This window comes from Micromonospora ferruginea (genome assembly GCF_013694245.2).
Lineage (GTDB): Bacteria > Actinomycetota > Actinomycetes > Mycobacteriales > Micromonosporaceae > Micromonospora > Micromonospora robiginosa.
The window spans coordinates 6,432,246-6,449,438 of sequence record NZ_CP059322.2; the positions used below are offsets into that span (position 1 = coordinate 6,432,246).

Consider the following 17,193-nt stretch of genomic DNA (forward strand, 5'->3'; position numbering starts at 1 on the left):
GCGGCACTCCGCCCTCCGCGCCCCAGCCCTCTGCCCTGCGCTGCCCTCCACCCTCCACCCTCCGCCCTCCGCCCTCCCCGTCGCCTGGCACCCATGCCGTTCCACTCACCGCTTGCGGACCGGGTGGGGGAACGGCATGGGTGCCTCAGGCCCCGTTTGACACCCATGCCGTTCCACTGATGGCGCGCGGGGCGGACGGGTGGAACGGCATGGGTGTCTGCTGGGACTTCGGGTGCGGCCCGAGGTGCTGGCCCGCGCGCGTCCCGAGTCTGCTGGCGGTGGGCGTCCTGGATGACCGGCGCTCGGGGCACGGCGAGCGCGTCTGCCGGCCGGGCGGATCGCCGGGTGGCGGCCGTTCCTGCTGTCCGGTGAGCTGCGGCGCGCCGGACGGCGTCGGTTTCCGGGTGTCGTACCGGCGTGGTGGGATGTCCGTGATGCAGGCGTACCGGTTGGTGCGCCGGCCCGGCGGTGCGGGGGCGGGGGTCACCCACGACGCCGGGGCGGGGCAGGGGTGGGCCGGTCCGATGGGCCGGCCGTGACGGAGCCGCGATCCGGGGGTCGGCGGGCGATGCCGCGCACCCAGGGCCAGCCGCCGCATCTCCACCGGGCGATGTCGTCCCGGCTCCCGCCGCGACCGGGCGGGCCACGGACGGGCGGGCCGCGACCGGGCGGGCCACGAACGGGCGGGCCACGGACGAGCGGGCCACGGGCGGGCGGCGTCGGGCCGACCCGGCGCAGGCCGAGGTCGTCGCGCACACCGGCGGGCCGATGCTGGTCGTGGGTGGGCCCGGCACCGGGAAGACCACCACCCTGGTCGAGGCGGTCGCCGCCCGGGTGGCCGAGGGCGTCGACCCGGAGCGGGTCCTGGTGCTCACCTTCGGCCGGCGGGGCGCCACCGAGCTGCGCCGGCGGATCGAGGCGCGGATCGCCGGCGACGGGCACCGCGTGGTCCGCGAGCCGCTGGTCCGCACCTTCCCGGCGTACGCCTTCGGGCTGCTCCGCCGCGCCGCCGCCGAGCGGGGCGAGCCCTCGCCGCGACTGCTCACCGGCCCCGAGCAGGATCTGATCATCCGCGAACTGCTCGACGTGGTCGGCGGGGAGCCCGGCGACGACCCGGTCGGCTGGCCGGAGGACCTGCTTCCCGCGCTGCGCACCCGGGCGTTCGCCCAGCAGCTCCGCGACCTGCTGATGCGGGCCGCCGAGCGGGGCGTCGGCCCGGTCGAGCTGGCCCGGCTGGGCGAGAAGCTGGGCCGCGACGACTGGCCGGCCGCCGCGCGCTTCCTCCGGGAGTACGTCGCCGTGCTCGCGCTGCGCGACGTGAGCAACCGGGGCTCGATCGCGTACGACCCGGCGGAGCTAGTGCGGGCCGCCACCGGCATGCTGCTCGACGACCCCGAGCTGCTCGCCGCCGAGCGCCGCCGCCTCACCCACATCTACGTCGACGAGCTGGCCGACACCGACCCGGCCCAGGTGGACCTGCTCGCCGTGGTGGCCGGCGGCGGCAAGTCCCTGGTCGCGTTCGCCGACCCGGACTCCTCCACGTACGCCTTCCGCGGCGCCGACCCGGCCGCGGTCGCCACGTTCGGCCACCGCTTCCGCACCGCCTCCGGCGCGCCGGCCGCCCAGGTCACGCTGACCACCTCCTACCGGGCCGGGCCGGAGTTGCTGGCGGCGACCGCCCGGCTGGCCCGCCGGCTCCGTGGCCCGGCGGCGCACCGGCGGTTGCGCCCGCTGCCGGACGCGCCGGCCGGCGCGGTCGAGGTCCGCACGTTCCGCTCGGCCACCAGCGAGTCCGCCTGGTTGGCCCACGCGCTGCGCGAGGCGCACCTGCTCGACGGGGTGCCCTGGTCCCGGATGGCGGTGCTGGTCCGGTCCACCGGGCGGCAGCTCCCGTCGCTGCGGCGCGCCCTGCACACCGCCGGCGTGCCCACCGTGGTGCACGGCGAGGACCTGCCGCTGCACCTCCAGCCGGCGGTGGCTCCGCTGCTGCTCCTGCTCCGCTGCGCGCTCGACACCGACCGGCTGGACGAGGAGGCGGCCGTCGCGCTGCTGCACTCCCCGCTGGGCGGTGCCGACCCGCTGGCCGAGCGGCGGCTGCGACAGGGGCTGCGGGCGCTCGCGCTGGCCGGCGGCGACCGCCGTCCCTCCGGCGAGCTGCTGGTGGAGGCGCTGCGCGACCCGGCCGAGCTGGCCACCATCGAGCGCCGCTGGGCCGCGCCCGCGCAGGCCGTGGCGCACCTGCTGTCGACCGCCCGGCAGGCCGCCGGCACCCCCGGCGCGACCGTGGAGGACGTGCTCTGGGCCCTCTGGCGGGAGAGCGGCCTGGCCGAGCGCTGGGCCGGGGCGATCACCCGGGGCCGGGCGGCCACCGGTGAGCACGAGACGGCCCAGCGCTGGCGGGCCGAGGCCGCCGACCGCGACCTGGACGCCGTGCTGGTGCTCTTCGACGCGGCGGCCCGGTTCGTCGACCGGTTGCCGGGCGCGCGCACCGAGGTCTTCCTGGATCACGTGCTCGGCCAGGAGCTGCCGGCCGACACGCTCGCCGCCGCGGCCGACCGGGGCGACGCGGTCCGCCTGCTGACCGCGCACGCGGCCAAGGGCCTGGAGTGGGACCTGGTCGCCGTCGCCGGGGTGCAGGAGGGCGTCTGGCCGGACCTGCGCCTGCGCGGCAGCCTGCTCGGCTCCGAGCGGCTGGTCGACGTGCTCGCCGGTCGGGCCGACGGGGCCGGGCTGCGGGCCAGCCTGGTCGGGCAGACGTCGGCGCTGCTGGACGAGGAACGACGGCTGTTCCACGTCGCGGTCAGCCGGGCCCGGCGCCGGCTGCTGGTCACCGCGGTCGCTTCGGCGGCGGTCGGCGGCGACGACCACGAGGAGCAGCCGAGCCGCTTCCTGCACGAGCTGGCCGCCGGCGACCCGCCCGCCACCGGCGCGCGCGGCACCGCCCCGCCACCCCCGGACGGCGCCGGTTCGAACGGCACCGCTCCGAACGGCACCGCTCCGAACGGCACCGCTCCGAACGGCACCGACCCGGACGGCGCCGGTTCGAACGGCACCGCTCCGAACGGGCGCGGCGTGGACGGCGCCGACCCGGACGGGCCCGGCGTGGACCCGGCCGGGACGGGTCGGGACCGGGTCGCGGCCGGCGGGGGACCGGCCGAAGGGGAACCGGCGGGGGACGGGCCGGTGCCGCACGGCGACGAGCACCCCAGGACGGGCCGCCCGGCGCGCTGCCGGTGACCCTGCCGCCGCGCGGGCTCACCCTGTCCGCGCTGGTGGCGGAGCTGCGTACCGCGATCACCGACCCGGCGGCGCCGATCACCAGGCGGCGCGCGGCGGCGGGTGAGCTGGCCCGGCTGGCCGCCGCCGGGGTGCCCGGCGCGCACCCGGACGACTGGTGGGGGTTGCGCGGCCTCTCCGACGACCGGCCGCTCGTCGACGACGGCGAGCCGGTGCGGGTCACCCCGTCGGCCATGGAGAGCGCGATGCGGTGCAGCCTGCGCTGGCTGCTGGAACGGCACGGCGGCAGCGGGCCGGCCAGCGCGGCGCAGGGCGTCGGCAACCTGGTGCACGCCGCCGCCATGCTGGCCGAGGACGCGAGCGTCGACCGGGAGGCGTTGCTGGAGTACGTGGCCGCCCGGTTCGACGCGATCGAGCTGGCCGCCCGCTGGATGGTGGGCCCGGAACGGCAGCGCGCCGAGGCGATGGTCGACAAGCTGCTGCGCTGGCTGGCCGGCAACCCGCGCCGGCTGCTCGCCATCGAGCACGAGTTCGCGGTCCGCCTGGACGACCCGACCCGGCCGATCGAGCTGACCGGCCGGGTCGACCGGCTGGAGGTCGACGCGGAGGGTCGGCTCGTGGTGATCGACCTGAAGACCGGCAAGTCCACCGCGGTCACCGAGCGGGAGGTCGCCGAGCATCCGCAGCTCGGCGCCTACCAGGCGGCGGTCGAGGCGGGCGGGTTCGCGGAGTTCGGCGAGGAGTCGGGTGGCGCGGCGCTGGTGCAGCTCGGCACCGGCGCCAAGGACGCCCGGGAGCAGGCCCAGGCCGCCGCCGGGGAGGGCCCGGAGGCCGGCTGGGCGACCGCGCTGGTCCGCCGGACCGCCGACACGATGGCCGCCTCCACGTTCGCCGCCGTGGCCAACGCGAAGTGCCGGGTCTGCCCGGTACGCACCAGTTGCCCGGTCTCCGGCCAGGGTCGCCAGGTGGTCGAGCCGCCCCCGGAGAGTCAGCCGTGAGCGCGCGGAGCCGAACGAGGACCGGACCATGACCATCCAACCGGCGCTGTTCGACGCCGCCGGCACGCCCGCGCCCCGGACCGCCGACGCCGGCCCCCGCTACACGCCTGTCGAGCTGGCCCGGCTGCTCCGGCTGCCGGCGCCCACCCGGGAACAGGCCGCGATCATCGCGGCGCCGGTGGAGCCGCTGCTGGTGGTCGCGGGCGCCGGGTCGGGCAAGACCGAGACGATGGCCGCCCGGGTGGTCTGGCTGGTCGCCAACGCGTACGTGCGCCCCGAGCACATCCTCGGGCTCACCTTCACCCGCAAGGCGGCCGGCGAGCTGGCGCACCGGGTGCGGACCCGCCTCGACCAGCTCGTCCGTCGACTGGGCCGGCCGCGCCGGGATCCGCGCGACGATCCGTTCGCGGGCGAGCCGACGGTGTCCACCTACCACTCGTACGCGGGGCGGATCGTCACCGAGCACGGGCTGCGCGCCGGCTACGAGCCGACCACCCGGCTGCTCACCGAGGCGTCCCGCTGGCAGTTGGTGGACCTGCTGGTGCGCAACTACGACGGGGACATGTCCGAGGTGGACCGGATGCCGTCCACCATCACCGACGCGGTGCTGGCCCTCGCCGGCGAGCTGGACGAGCACCTGGTCGACCCGGACGAGCTGGCCGGCTGGACCGGCCGGTTCTTCGCCGAGGTGCAGTCGCGCCCCGGCCGGGTCTACGCCGACGTGCGCAGGGCGCTCCAGCTCCAGCGGACCAGGCTGAAGCTGCTGCCGCTGGTCCGGGCGTACGGCCGGCGCAAGGACGATTTCGAGGCGATGGACTTCGCCGACCAGCTCGCCCGCGCGGCCCGGGTGACCCGCGACCACCCGGGCGTCGGGGTCATCGAGCGGGACCGCTACCGGGTGGTGCTGCTCGACGAGTACCAGGACACCAGCCACGCGCAGGTGGTGCTGCTCAACGCGCTGTTCGGCGGCGGGCACCCGGTCACCGCCGTGGGCGACCCGTGCCAGTCCATCTACGGCTGGCGCGGGGCCAGCGCCGGCACGCTGGACCGGTTCCCGGGCGAGTTCGCCCGCGCCGACGGCACCCCCGCCGACGTGCTGGGTCTCACCACGAGCTGGCGCAACCGGCCGGAGATCCTCGACGTCGCCAACGCGCTCTCGGTGCCGCTGCGGGCCGCCGGGGCGCGGGTGCCCGAGCTGCACGCCGCGCTCAGCGTCAGTGATCCGATCCCGCACCGCACGCCCGCCGGTCGGGCCGGCGGCACCGTGCACTGCGCGCTGCTGCCGACGTACGCCGACGAGGCCGACTGGATCGCGGACAGCGTGCTGGCGGCGTGGCGGGGCGCGGCCGGGATGCCGGGCGCGCTGCCCGAGCACATCCCGGCCGACCGCCGGCCCACCACCGCCGTGCTGGTGCGGCTGCGCAGCCAGATCCCGGCGATCGAGGCGGCGTTGCGGGCCCGGGGGCTGCCGGTGGACGTGGTCGGGCTCGGTGGCCTGCTGGACACCCCGGAGGTACGGGACGTGGTGTGCACCCTGCGGGTGCTGGCCGACCCGACCGACGGGGCGGCGCTGTTGCGGCTGTTGACCGGCGCGCGCTGGCGGATCGGCCCGCGTGACCTGGTCGCCCTGCACCGGCGGGCCCGGGCCATCGCCCGCGGTCGCCGGGAGCTGACCGGGGACGACGGCCCGGAGATCGTCGTGGACGTGCTGGACGAGGCGACGCTGGTCGAGGCGCTGGCCGACCTCGGGCCGGCCCAGGCGTACTCGGCGGAGGGCTTCGCCCGGCTCCGGTCGTACGGGATGGAGCTGGCGCTGCTGCGCTACCGGCTGGACCAGTCGCTGCCGGAGCTGATCGCGGACATCGAACGCACGATCGGGTTGGACGTGGAGGTGGCGGTCCGGGCCGGCCGGGACGGCGCCGGGGACGCCGGGCTGGCCCGTGCCCACCTGGACGCGCTCGGCGACGTGGCGGCCCGGTTCAGCGGCGAGACGCCGGGCGCCACGCTCGCCGGTTTCCTGGCCTACCTGTCCGCCGCCGAGGACGAGGAGCGTGGGCTGGCCCCGGGCGAGGTCGAGGTGGTGGCGGGCGCGGTGCAGGTGCTCACCGCGCACGCCGCGAAGGGCCTGGAGTGGGACGTGGTGTCGGTGGCCGGGCTGACCCGGGGCGTCTGGCCGGGGCCGGTACGGAACTCCGACCACTGGCTGGGCGGGCTCGGCGTGCTGCCGTTCCCGCTGCGCGGCGACGCGGACGGGCTGCCCGAGCTGGCCCTGCCGGAGGCCGCGGACCAGCGTGCGGTGGCCCGCGCGCTGGCCGAGTTCACCGACGCCTGGCGGGCGCACGACGAGCGGGAGGAGCGCCGGCTGGCGTACGTGGCGGTGACCCGGCCCCGGCGGCTGCTGCTCTGCTCCGGCTACTGGTGGGGGGAGGGGACGAAGCGGTTCCGGGGGCCGTCGGTGTTCCTGCGCGAGGTGCACGACGCCGGTCTCACCGGCGCGGACGGGCACGTGGTCGACGCGTGGGCGCCGGAGCCGGCCGGGGACGCGGTGAACCCGACCACCGAGACGGTGCTGCGCGCGGAGTGGCCGGCCGACCCGCTCGGCGGTCGCCGGCCGGCGTTGACGGAGGCGGCGGCGCTGGTCCGCCGTCACCTCGCCGACCCGGAGGCGGCCCGCCGCGAGGCGGCCCTGCTGGCCACCGTCGCCGACACCGCGATCCCGGCGACCGGCGCCGGTGCGATCGGGACCCGGGTGGGCGACGGCGCCGCGGCCGGAGCCGGCGGGGTGGCCGGGGCCGAGGAGCCGGCGCCGGCGGATCCGGAGGTGGCCCGGTGGCGGCGGGAGGCCGACCTGCTCCTCGCCGAGCGGGCGGAGCTGGCCCGCCGGGCCGAGGCGGTCGAGGTGGAACTGCCCGGCCAGCTCTCGGTGACCCAGTTGGTGGCGTTGCGGCGCGACCCCGAGGCGCTGGCCCGTACGCTGCGCCGGCCGATGCCGAGCGAACCCAGCCCGTACGCGCGGCGGGGCACCGCCTTCCACGCCTGGCTGGAGCAGCGCTTCGGCGCCGACCGGCTGCTGGACGTCGACGAGCTGCCCGGCGCCGCCGACGAGGGCGCCGCGCCGGACGACGCGCTGACCGAGTTGCAGGAGCGCTTCCTGGCCAGCGAGTGGGCCGACCGGGTGCCGGTGGAGGTCGAGGTGCCGTTCGCCACGGTGATCGCCGGCGTGGTGGTGCGGGGCCGGATGGACGCGGTCTTCGCCCGTCCGGGCGGGCGCTTCGACGTGGTCGACTGGAAGACCGGCCGGCAGCCCGCCGGCCGGGAGGCCGAGGCGGCGGCGGTGCAGTTGGCGGTCTACCGGCTGGCCTGGGCGGAGCTGGCGGGCGTGCCGGTGGACCGGGTGGGCGCGGCGTTCCACTACGTCCGGGACGCGGTGACGGTCCGCCCGGCCGACCTGCTCGACGTCGAGGGGCTGACCGGCCTGGTGACCGCCGTACCGGAATTTGCGGCGTGATCTCCCCACCGGGCGAGATCCGTGGTACGTTGTCCTCGTTGCAGTTTTGGTTTCCAGAGACTCTGTGTGCGCCTGGCGGATTGTGGCCCCAGGCGCTCTTTGTTGTGTCCGGAGTTCTCCGGGCGGGGCGACCAGCAGCGACAGGCACGCCACGCAGCAATGCGTGGGGTGCTCCTCTCCGGCCCGCAACACGTGCGGGCCGACCGTTCCGTCAAGGAGACGAAACACATGGCAATTGGCACCGTGAAGTGGTTCAACGCTGACAAGGGCTTCGGCTTCATCACCCCGGACGACGGCGGCGCTGACGTCTTCGCCCACTTCTCGGCGATCCAGACCTCCGGCTACCGGAGCCTGGACGAGAACCAGCGGGTCGAGTTCGAGGTGACCCAGGGCCAGAAGGGCCCGCAGGCGGAGAACATCCGCCCGCTCTGATCTTTTAGATCAACCGGCACCACCACCGCGCCCCGCCGGGCGTGGTGCACGGGCCGGCCCGCCGCGCCGCCCTCCCGTACCCCGGGACGTGGCGCGCCGAGGCGGGCCGGCCCGTACCTTTTCGGTTCGTGCTTGTGACCACCGGCCACGCCGGTGACGCGCCGCTGATCGGCGCCCTTCCTCGACACGTGCCGCCTCGAGGAAGGCTGTCCGCATGACCACGACCCTGCCCACGTTCGCTTCCACCGGCCTGGCCCCGGCGCTCGTCGCCGAACTGGCCACGCAGGGCATCACCGCGCCGTTCCCGATCCAGTCGGCCACCCTGCCCGACTCGCTGGCCGGCCGGGACGTGCTCGGCCGCGGCCGGACCGGCTCCGGCAAGACGCTCGCGTTCGGGTTGCCGCTGCTGCACCGTACGGCCGGTCGCCGGGCCCGCCCCGGCCGCCCGCTCGCGCTGGTGCTGGTGCCGACCCGGGAACTGGCCGCGCAGGTGACCGCCGCGCTCACCCCGTACGCCTCCGCGCTCGGGCTGCGCTGCGCCACCGTGGTCGGCGGGCTCTCGCTGACCCGGCAGGCGGACGCGTTGCGCGCCGGCGCCGAGGTGCTGGTGGCCACGCCGGGCCGGCTGCACGACCTGATCGACCGGGGTTCCGCCCGGCTGGACCAGGTGGACATCACCGTGCTCGACGAGGCGGACCAGATGGCCGACATGGGCTTCCTGCCGCAGGTGACGAAACTGCTGGAGCAGGTCGCGCCGGGCGGGCAGCGGATGCTCTTCTCGGCCACCCTGGACCGGGGCGTGGACCGGCTGGTCCGCCGCTTCCTGGCCGACCCGGTCACCCACTCGGTCGACCCGGGCACCGCCACGGTCACCGCGATGACCCACCACGTGCTGCACCTGGAGCCGGAGGACAAGCCGGGCGCGCTGGCCAGCATCGCCGCGCGGGAGGGCCGCACCATCGTCTTCATCGCCACCAAGCACCGCGCCGACCGGGTGGCCCGCCAGTTGCTGGCCAAGGGCGTCCGCGCGGCCGCCCTGCACGGCGGCAAGTCGCAGCCGCAGCGCACCCGGATCCTGGAGCAGTTCCGCACCGGCCAGGTCACCGCGCTGGTGGCCACCGACGTGGCGGCCCGGGGCATCCACGTCGACGGGCTGGACCTGGTGGTCAACGCCGACCCGCCGACCGAGGCCAAGGACTACCTGCACCGGGGCGGCCGGACCGCGCGGGCCGGGGAGTCGGGCACCGTGGTCACCCTGGTCCTGCCGGAGCAGCGCCGCGACGTCGCCCGGCTGATGAGCACCGCGGGGATCAACCCGAAGACCACCCGGGTACGCCCCGGCGACGCGGAGCTGGGCCGCCTGACCGGCGCGCGGGAGCCCTCCGGCACGCCGGTGACCATCACGCCGCCGGCCGCGGCGCACCCCGCTCCGGCGACCCGTCCCCGCCGCCGCCCGCGCCGCCGCTGACCGGCGGGTCCCGGCGGCCCTCCCTCGGCGGGCCCGTGCCCGCCTCGCCGACCGCTCGCTCGGCGCCACGGCGCTGAGTCGGGGATCAGCGAATCTTCAGTCGGGTGGCCGACTGTCCGCTGTCGTCGGGGCGACGAAGCTGGTCCCGGGCGGTCCGGGTGGACCGGCCGGAGGCGGGAGGGGACCATGGCGGGTGACGCCGGCCCGGGCGGGGCCCGGGAGGTGCTGCTGGTGCTCGCGGTGGCGGGTGCCGGCCTGGCGCTCGCCGTGGTGGTCGCGTTCGGCCCCTGGCATCCGACCGGGGGCGGTCCACCGGACCGGGGTGCGGCCCGCACGTTCAACCCCGGCTGATCATCTTCGCCGGTCGGATCGTCACGCGCGGTGACGTCGATCGGCGGCCGTTCGATAAAAAGGGATATACCTCAGAGGCATAAGAATGCCTCTCGGTCATATCGCGTCGGAGCGATGCCTTCTTCCGTGGCATCCACCGGCCGGGCCGGTCAGCGCCGTCGAGGACGTCGTGGCCATCGGCATCGGCGTGCCCGACGCGACCGCCCGGGGCGCGAGCAGCCGGGCGGGGCCCCGGCACCGGGCCCCGCCCGGCGTCCCCGGCACCGGCACGTCCGGGCGGGCGGCGCGGCAGGCCGGGTCACGGCGCCGGCGTGCGGTCCGCCAGCAGGTCCGCCAGGGTGGTGCGGTCCACCACCAGCGCGATCGCGCCGTCCACCGCCAGCCAGACGTCGCGCAGTCCGGTGGCGACCCCGTGGTAGCCGGCCCGGTCGGCGGGCAGGCCACGCACGCTGGTGAGCGCGCCGCCGACGGCGCGGAGCACGTCGCCGACGCTGATCTCGGCGGGCGGCCGGGTCAGCGCGTACCCGCCCTCGGTGCCACGGTGGCTGTGCAGCAGCTCGGCCCGGCGCAGGTCGAGCAGGATCCCCTGGAGGAAGCTGAGCGGGATGTCCTGGCTGTCGGCCAGGCTCGCCGCCTTGACCAGCTCGCCGCCGGAGAGCCCGTCGCCGGTGGCGCCGGCGTCGGCGACGGCGAGCATGGCACGGAGCGCGTAGTCGGCGCGCGCGGAGATGTACACGTCGTCAGTTGCCGGCCTGGTCCAGCACGCCCCAGCGGCGGCGGATCGCCTTGTCGGCGGCGCCGAACGCGGTGTCCACCAGCAGGCCGACCACCAGGATGACGATCATGATGGCCATCAGCCGGGGCGCCTCGCTCAGTTCCCGGGCGTAGGTGAGCTGCGCGCCGATCGACGTGCGGGTGGCGATGACCACCAGCAGCTCGCCGGCCATCAGGCTGCGCCAGGCGAACGCCCAGCCCTGCTTGAGCCCGGCCACGATGGCGGGCAGCGCGGCCGGCGCGATCACGTACCGGTAGAGGTTGAGCCCCCGGGCGCCGAGGTTGCGGCCGGCCCGGACCAGCAGCGGCGGCACGTAGTCGACGCCGTGGATGACGCCGTTGGCGACCGACGGCGCGGCGCCGAGCACCACCACGAAGAAGATGGCCTGCTCGCTGAGCTGGAACAGCAGGATGGCCAGCGGGAACCAGGCGATCGACGGCATGGTCTGCAACGCGGTGATCATCGAACCGAGCGCCGCGCGCAGCACCTTGACCCGGGCCACCCCGAGGCCGAGCAGCAGGCCGACCGCGACCGCGGCGGCGAAGCCGACGGCGGCCCGGCGGGCGGTGGTGGCCAGCCCCTCCCACAGCGCCGCGCTGACCAGGTAGTGACCGAGGTCGGCGAAGACCACCGCCGGGCCGGGCAGCGCCCACGGCTCCTTCCAGCCGCTCCACACCACCGCCTGCCAGAGGGCGACGGCCAGCGCCAGCGCGGCGAACTTGGGCCAGGTGGCGGACCAGAGCCGGCGTACCCGGGACGGGCCCTTCTCCTGCCCGGCGATCTCCAGTGCGTCGAGGCCGGAGATCTCGGCGTCGGTACGCGCCGACCCGGTGAGGGTGTCACTGGCCATGCCGGCCCACCTCCTTGCGCAGCCGGTCGGTGACCTCGGCGGCGATGGCCGACACCTCCGGCGAGTCGATCCGCCGGGGACGGGGCACGTCGACCGGGGTGGAGTAGATGATCCGGCCGGGCCGGCTGGAGAGCAGCACGATCCGGTCGGCGAGCCGCGCCGCCTCGCGGACGTTGTGCGTGACGAACAGGACGGTGAGCTTGCGCTCGCCCCAGATCCGCTCCAGCTCGTCGTGCAGGATGTCGCGCGTCATCGCGTCGAGCGCGCCGAACGGCTCGTCCATCAGCAGCACCGGCGTGTCCAACGCGAGCGTGCGGGCCAGCGCGACCCGCTGCCGCATGCCGCCGGAGAGCTGGTGCGGGCGCTTGCGGCCGAACTCGGAGAGGTGGACCGTGCGCAGCAGCTCGGCGACCCGCTCCCGGCGCTGGTCACGGGGGAGGCCACGCAGCTTCAGCGGCACCTCGACGTTGCCCTCGACGGTCGACCACGGGAACAGCGCCGGCTCCTGGAACATCAGGCCCGGGTTGACGCCCTCGCCCAGCTCGATCGTGCCGCCGCTGACCCGGTCCAGCCCGGCGACCAGGTTGAGCAGCGTGCTCTTGCCGCAGCCGGACGCGCCGACCAGGCAGACGAACTCGCCCGGCGCGACGTCCAGCGACAGCCCGTCCAGCGCCAGGACCGCCTGCTCGCCCTGGCCGTACACCTTGGTCACGCCGCGCAGCGCGACCGAGCCGGTCGCGCTGCGCGGGGTCGTCGTGGTCGACGTCACGGCTGGGTGACCTCGGGCTTGCCCGCGGCCTTCAGCACCTCGTTGAGGAACGTCAGGTCGTAGAGGCCCTTCAGGTCGACCGGCTGGGTCAGCCCGACCGCGACCGCGTGGTCCAGGCCGGTCTTCAGCGAGGACGAGATCGGGTCGTTGGTGAACTCCAGCGTCGGCCAGGCCTGCTTGATCAGCTTGATGTCCAGCGGCTTGCCGGTGATCTTGCCGATGTGCTCGGAGATGGCCTGCTGCGCCTCGTCCGGCTTGGCGTTGACGAACTCGTTCGCCGCCACCTGGCCCTCGACCAGCTTCTTCACCACGTCCGGGTGCGCCTTGAGGAACTTCGTGCTGACCAGCAGGTTGGTGATGACGAACTTCTTGTCCGGCCAGAGGTCGCGCTCGTCGACGAGCACCTTGCCGCCGGCGTTGACCAGTCGGGAGACGAACGGCTCCGGCACCCACGCGCCGTCGATGGCGCCGCTGCCGAAGGTCTCGACGGTCTGCGCGTTCTCCTGCGGGACGACCTTGACGTCGCCGCCGCCCTCCTTGGTCGTCTCCAGGCCCTTCTCCTTGAGCCAGTAGCGCAGCGCCACGTCCTGGGTGTTGCCGAGCTGCGGCGTGGCGATCTTCTTGCCGCGCAGTTGCTCGGCCGAGGTGATGCCGGGCTTGACCACCAGCGCGACGCCGCCGGACGCGGCGCCGGAGATCACCCGGACCGCCTCGCCCTTGGACTTCGAGAAGGCGTTCACGGTCGGGTTCGGACCGATGTACGTGGCGTCGAGCGCGCCGGAGAAGACCGCCTCGATGGCCGCCGGGCCGGCGTTGAACGTCTTCGTCTCCAGCGTGACGTCGCTGCCCAGCTTCTCCTTGAAGATCCCCTTCTCCACGCCGACCACGGCCGGCGCGTGGGTGATGTTGGGGAAGTAGCCCAGGCGCAGCGTCACCGGACCGGAGGCGCCGGCGGCGTCGCTGTCGTCGCCGCAGGCGGCGGTGGTGCCGAGCGTGGCCGCGCCGACCGCGGCCAGGGTGGCCAGCGTGACCAGGCGGCGCAGGGGGAGCCGTCTCATCGAATGTCCAATCCGCAGTATTCCTATTTAGTTGGTAGGAAGAGTGGGGCAGGACGGGGCCGCCGTCAAGCCCCGTCCCGCGTCTGTCCACCGTTCGGCCAGGGCACACCGCCGGTGCGGCCGGTACGGAGGCGCTAGTGTCGATCGCGTGCCGACCAGGAGAGCCAGGATTCCCGCCACGAAGTACCCGGTCGAGCGGTTCGCCCTCGACAACGGCCTGCGAGTGGTGCTCACTCCCGACCGCAGCGCCCCGGTGATCGGGGTGGCGGTGGTCTACGACGTCGGCATCCGCTCCGAGCCGGAGGGCCGCACCGGCTTCGCCCACCTCTTCGAGCACCTGATGTTCCAGGGCTCGGAGAACCTGGAGAAGCTGGCCCACTTCCGGCACGTGCAGGGCGCCGGCGGCACCTTCAACGGCTCAACCCACCTGGACTACACCGACTACTTCGAGACGCTGCCGAGCAACGCCCTGGAACGGGCGCTGTTCCTGGAGGCCGACCGGATGCGCGGCCCCCGGCTGACTGAGGAGAACCTGCGCAACCAGGTCGACGTGGTCAAGGAGGAGATCCGGGTCAACGTGCTCAACCGGCCGTACGGCGGGTTCCCCTGGCTGACGCTGCCCCCGGTGATGTTCGACACCTTCCCCAACGCGCACGACGGCTACGGCTCCTTCGACGACCTGGAGTCGGCGACCGTGGCCGACGCGGCCGACTTCTTCCGCCGCTACTACGCCAGCGGCAACGCGGTGCTCGCGGTCAGCGGCGACATCGACGTGGCCGAGGCGACCGCGCTGATCGAACGGCACTTCGGCGACGTGCCGGCCCGCCCCGCCCCGGAACGGCCCGACTTCACCGAGCCGGACCTGACCACCGAGCGGCGCAGCACGTACACCGACGCGCTGGCCCCGCTGCCGGCGGTGGCGGGCGCCTGGCGGGTGCCCGACCCGGTCACCGACTTCGCCGGCTACCTGCCCTACGTGGTGCTGGCCGAGGTGCTCACCGACGGCGACGCGTCCCGGCTGGTCGAGCGGCTGGTGCAGCGGGACCGCACGGTCACCGGCGTGGGCGGCTACCTCGGTTTCATGGGCGACCCGTTCGACGTGCGCGACCCCACCGCGCTGCTGCTCCAGGCGCACCTGCCGCCCGGCGGCGACGTGGACAAGGTGCTGCGCACCGTCGACGAGGAGCTGGACCGGCTGGCCACCGACGGGCTGGTCGAGGGGGAGCTGGCGCGTACCCAGGCCCGGATGGCCACCCACCTGCTGCGGGACACCGACGCGGTGCTCGGCCGGGCGTTGCGGATGGCGGTGCTGGAGCAGCAACGCGGCGAACCGGGGCTGCTCAACGACCTGCCCAGGCTGGTCGGCGCGGTCACCGAGGACCAGGTCCGCGCCGCCGCCGCCACGCTGCGCCCCGAGCGCCGCGCGTCCGTCGAGGTCGTCGCCGGAGGTGCTCAGTGACCGCCACCACCGTCCGGCCGCTGCCGGCCCTCGGGCCCAACCGGCGACTCACCGTGCCGAAGCAGGCCGAGCGCACGCTCGGCAACGGCCTCACCGTGATCGCGGTACGCCGCCCCGCCGTACCCCTGGTCGAGGTGCGGCTCTGGATGCCGTTCGGGCGGACCCACCTGGCCCGCGGCGCGATGCTGGCGCAGACCATGCTGGCCGGCACCGAGGCGCACAGCGCCACCGAGATCGCCGCCGAGCTGCAGAAGGTCGGCGGCGGGCTCTCCGCCGGTCTCGACCCGGACCGGCTGATGCTCTCCGGCGCGAGCCTGGTGACCGGGCTGGACCGGATGCTGGAGCTGCTCGCCGAGGTGCTCACCGGCGCGAGCTACCCGGGCGACTGGGTGGCGACCGAGCGGGACCGGCTGGTCGACCACATCCAGGTGGCCCAGAGCCAGCCGTCCCACCTGGCCCGGACCGCGCTGCTCAAGCGGATCTACGGCCGCCACCCGTACGCGGTGCAGACCCCCGAGCCCGATCAGGTGCGGGCGGTCCGGCCGGCCGCGCTGCGCAAGCTGCACGCCGAGCGGGTGCACCCGGCCGGTGCGGTGTTGGTGCTCGTCGGCGACGTGCGGCCGGAGCGGGCGCTGGACGCGGCCGAGGCGGCGCTCGCCGGCTGGCGGGGCGACGGTCACGTGGCCGAGCTGCCGCCCGCCCCGCCGCTGGAGCCGGGGCCGCTGCTGTTGATCGACCGGCCCGGCTCGGTGCAGTCGTCGCTGCGCCTGGCGCTGCCGGCGGTGCCCCGCACCCATCCCGACCACGCGGCGCTGCAACTGGCGAACCTGATCTTCGGCGGCTACTTCTCCTCCCGCTGGGTGGAGAACATCCGCGAGGACAAGGGCTACACGTACGGGCCGCACTCGCTGGTCGAGCACTCGGTGGCCGGTTCGGTGCTGGTTGCCGGCGCCGAGGTGGCGACCGAGGTGACCGCGCCGGCGCTGCTGGAGACCAGCTACGAGCTGGGCCGGCTGGCCACCGTGCCGCCGAAGCCGGACGAGTTGGAGCAGGCCCGCCAGTACGCGCTCGGCACACTCCAGCTCGGCATGTCCACCCAGGCCGGTCTCGCGTCGCTGACCAGCGCGTACGCCGGCAACGGGCTGCGCCTGGACTTCCTCACCGAGCACGCCGCCCGGCTGGCCGCCGCGACCGTGGACGACGTCGCCGAGGTGGCCGCCCGCTACCTCGCCCCGGCGCACGCGGTCACCGTGGTGCTCGGCGACGCGGCCCGGATCGCCGACTCGCTCGCCGCGCTCACCCCGGTGCACAGGGAAGACGCATGACGGGTGAGGCGGCGCCGCCGCTGGCCCGGTCCACCCTGGACCGGGCCGCCCACCGGCGTACCGACCCGGCCTGGCTGGCGGAGGCGTGGGAGGTCTCCCGGGTGCTGGTGCTGGACTCGGCCGACGAGGGCCGCGCCCTGGTGCGCGGCGAGGGCGCGCCGCCGGAACTTGTCCTGGTCGGCGCCGGCGAGCTGCCCGAGGTGCCCCGATCGGTGCCGATGTTCCTCGGCCTGGAGCCGGACGGGGTGCCGGTCTTCGCGGTGGACGGGCCGCTGCCGGCGCTGCCCGGCACCCGCCGCGCCCACCTGCGCGAGGTCGGCCACCTGATGACCGACCGGGACGCGGGCCTGTTCACCACCGCGTTGGCGCTGCTCAACTGGCATCTGCGGCACGGCTACTCGGCGTCGACCGGGCAGCCCACGCAGGTCGACGAGGCGGGCTGGTCGCGGGTCGACCCGGGCGGTCACCGCACCTGGCCGCGTACCGACCCGGCGATGATCGTGCTGGTGCACGACGGGGTGGACGGCCCGGAGGGGCGCTGCCTGCTGGGCAACAACGCCGCCTGGCCGAGCAGCCCCGGCGTGCGTCGCTACTCCTGCCTGGCCGGCTACGTCGAGCCCGGCGAGTCGGCCGAGGCCGCCGTGCTGCGCGAGGTCCGCGAGGAGGTCGGCGTCGCGGTCGAGGAGATCGGGTACGTGTCGAGCCAGGCCTGGCCGTTCCCCGGCTCGCTGATGCTCGGCTTCCTGGCCCGGGCAAACGCCGACGAGGAGATCCGGGTCGACCCGGCCGAGATCGCGCACGCGCGCTGGTTCAGCCGGCGGGAGATCGGGGCCGCGCTGGCCGGTGAGGCGGTGCCGGTGGACGGCGGGGACCGCCTGCTTCTGCCGCCGCCGTCGTCGATCGCGCTGTTCCTGGTGCACCGCTGGCTCGACGGCCACTGCTGACCCGGGGCGGACGCGGTCC

Annotated in this window: 12 protein-coding genes and 1 pseudogene; 9 read left to right on the forward strand and 4 right to left on the reverse strand. The window is 75.6% G+C overall.

The window, feature by feature from the left end:
* The first annotated feature begins 278 nt into the window (after positions 1-278).
* From H1D33_RS29050 to H1D33_RS29075, 6 genes and pseudogenes are all read left to right on the forward strand, one after another.
* Complete coding sequence (locus tag H1D33_RS29050; protein WP_307755276.1) at positions 279-539, forward strand: hypothetical protein; 261 nt, start codon at positions 279-281, stop codon at positions 537-539.
* Positions 540-768: 229 nt separating this feature from the next.
* Positions 769-4,235, forward strand: a pseudogene (locus tag H1D33_RS29055) (ATP-dependent helicase).
* 28 nt (positions 4,236-4,263) lie between these two features.
* Positions 4,264-7,743: an ATP-dependent helicase gene (locus tag H1D33_RS29060; protein WP_181570168.1), complete on the forward strand. Its 3,480-nt coding sequence runs from the start codon at positions 4,264-4,266 to the stop codon at positions 7,741-7,743.
* Between the two features lie 228 nt (positions 7,744-7,971).
* Positions 7,972-8,175 (forward strand): transcription antiterminator/RNA stability regulator CspE, encoded by a 204-nt coding sequence (cspE, locus tag H1D33_RS29065; protein WP_013288421.1) that lies wholly within the window; start codon positions 7,972-7,974, stop codon positions 8,173-8,175.
* Between the two features lie 214 nt (positions 8,176-8,389).
* Positions 8,390-9,643: a DEAD/DEAH box helicase gene (locus H1D33_RS29070; protein ID WP_181570167.1), complete on the forward strand. Its 1,254-nt coding sequence runs from the start codon at positions 8,390-8,392 to the stop codon at positions 9,641-9,643.
* A 186-nt stretch (positions 9,644-9,829) separates the two neighbouring features.
* On the forward strand, positions 9,830-9,994 hold the full coding sequence (locus H1D33_RS29075; RefSeq protein ID WP_181570166.1) for a hypothetical protein: 165 nt from the start codon (positions 9,830-9,832) through the stop codon (positions 9,992-9,994).
* A 298-nt stretch (positions 9,995-10,292) separates the two neighbouring features.
* Here the strand turns inward: H1D33_RS29075 and H1D33_RS29080 are convergent, their stop codons facing one another.
* From H1D33_RS29080 to H1D33_RS29095, 4 genes are read right to left on the reverse strand one after another with little or no spacing between them, the layout of a single operon-like run.
* Complete coding sequence (locus H1D33_RS29080; protein WP_181570165.1) at positions 10,293-10,730, reverse strand: RrF2 family transcriptional regulator; 438 nt, start codon at positions 10,728-10,730, stop codon at positions 10,293-10,295.
* A 4-nt stretch (positions 10,731-10,734) separates the two neighbouring features.
* Entirely contained in the window at positions 10,735-11,619 is an 885-nt protein-coding gene (locus tag H1D33_RS29085) for an ABC transporter permease (protein WP_181570164.1), read from the reverse strand.
* Positions 11,609-12,388 carry an ABC transporter ATP-binding protein gene (locus H1D33_RS29090; protein ID WP_181570163.1) on the reverse strand — a complete coding sequence of 260 codons (780 nt, stop codon included), beginning with the start codon at positions 12,386-12,388 and terminating at the stop codon, positions 11,609-11,611. The genes H1D33_RS29085 and H1D33_RS29090 overlap by 11 nt, the downstream gene beginning before the upstream one ends.
* A complete protein-coding gene (locus tag H1D33_RS29095) occupies positions 12,385-13,446 on the reverse strand; it encodes an ABC transporter substrate-binding protein (protein ID WP_181570162.1) in 1,062 nt (353 codons plus the stop codon). Before H1D33_RS29095 ends, H1D33_RS29090 begins: the two co-directional genes overlap by 4 nt.
* A 148-nt stretch (positions 13,447-13,594) precedes the next feature.
* Here H1D33_RS29095 and H1D33_RS29100 point away from each other — a divergent pair, with 148 nt between their 5' ends.
* From H1D33_RS29100 to nudC, 3 genes are read left to right on the forward strand one after another with little or no spacing between them, the layout of a single operon-like run.
* Complete coding sequence (locus H1D33_RS29100) at positions 13,595-14,905, forward strand: M16 family metallopeptidase (RefSeq protein WP_181570161.1); 1,311 nt, start codon at positions 13,595-13,597, stop codon at positions 14,903-14,905.
* Positions 14,902-16,230, forward strand: coding sequence for a M16 family metallopeptidase (locus H1D33_RS29105; protein WP_181570160.1), 1,329 nt, complete (start codon positions 14,902-14,904; stop codon positions 16,228-16,230). Before H1D33_RS29100 ends, H1D33_RS29105 begins: the two co-directional genes overlap by 4 nt.
* Positions 16,227-17,174 (forward strand): NAD(+) diphosphatase, encoded by a 948-nt coding sequence (gene nudC / locus H1D33_RS29110; protein ID WP_181570159.1) that lies wholly within the window; start codon positions 16,227-16,229, stop codon positions 17,172-17,174. Before H1D33_RS29105 ends, nudC begins: the two co-directional genes overlap by 4 nt.
* Positions 17,175-17,193: the final 19 nt, after the last annotated feature.

Bases quoted from the DNA above. Each gene is read 5' to 3' on its own strand.
- H1D33_RS29060 (WP_181570168.1), top strand. From the start codon at position 4,264: ATGACCATCCAACCGGCGCTGTTCGACGCCGCCGGCACGCCCGCGCCC.
- cspE (WP_013288421.1), top strand. From the start codon at position 7,972: ATGGCAATTGGCACCGTGAAGTGGTTCAACGCTGACAAGGGCTTCGGC.
- H1D33_RS29070 (WP_181570167.1), top strand. From the start codon at position 8,390: ATGACCACGACCCTGCCCACGTTCGCTTCCACCGGCCTGGCCCCGGCG.
- H1D33_RS29075 (WP_181570166.1), top strand. From the start codon at position 9,830: ATGGCGGGTGACGCCGGCCCGGGCGGGGCCCGGGAGGTGCTGCTGGTG.
- H1D33_RS29085 (WP_181570164.1), bottom strand. From the start codon at position 11,619: ATGGCCAGTGACACCCTCACCGGGTCGGCGCGTACCGACGCCGAGATC.
- H1D33_RS29095 (WP_181570162.1), bottom strand. From the start codon at position 13,446: ATGAGACGGCTCCCCCTGCGCCGCCTGGTCACGCTGGCCACCCTGGCC.
- nudC (WP_181570159.1), top strand. From the start codon at position 16,227: ATGACGGGTGAGGCGGCGCCGCCGCTGGCCCGGTCCACCCTGGACCGG.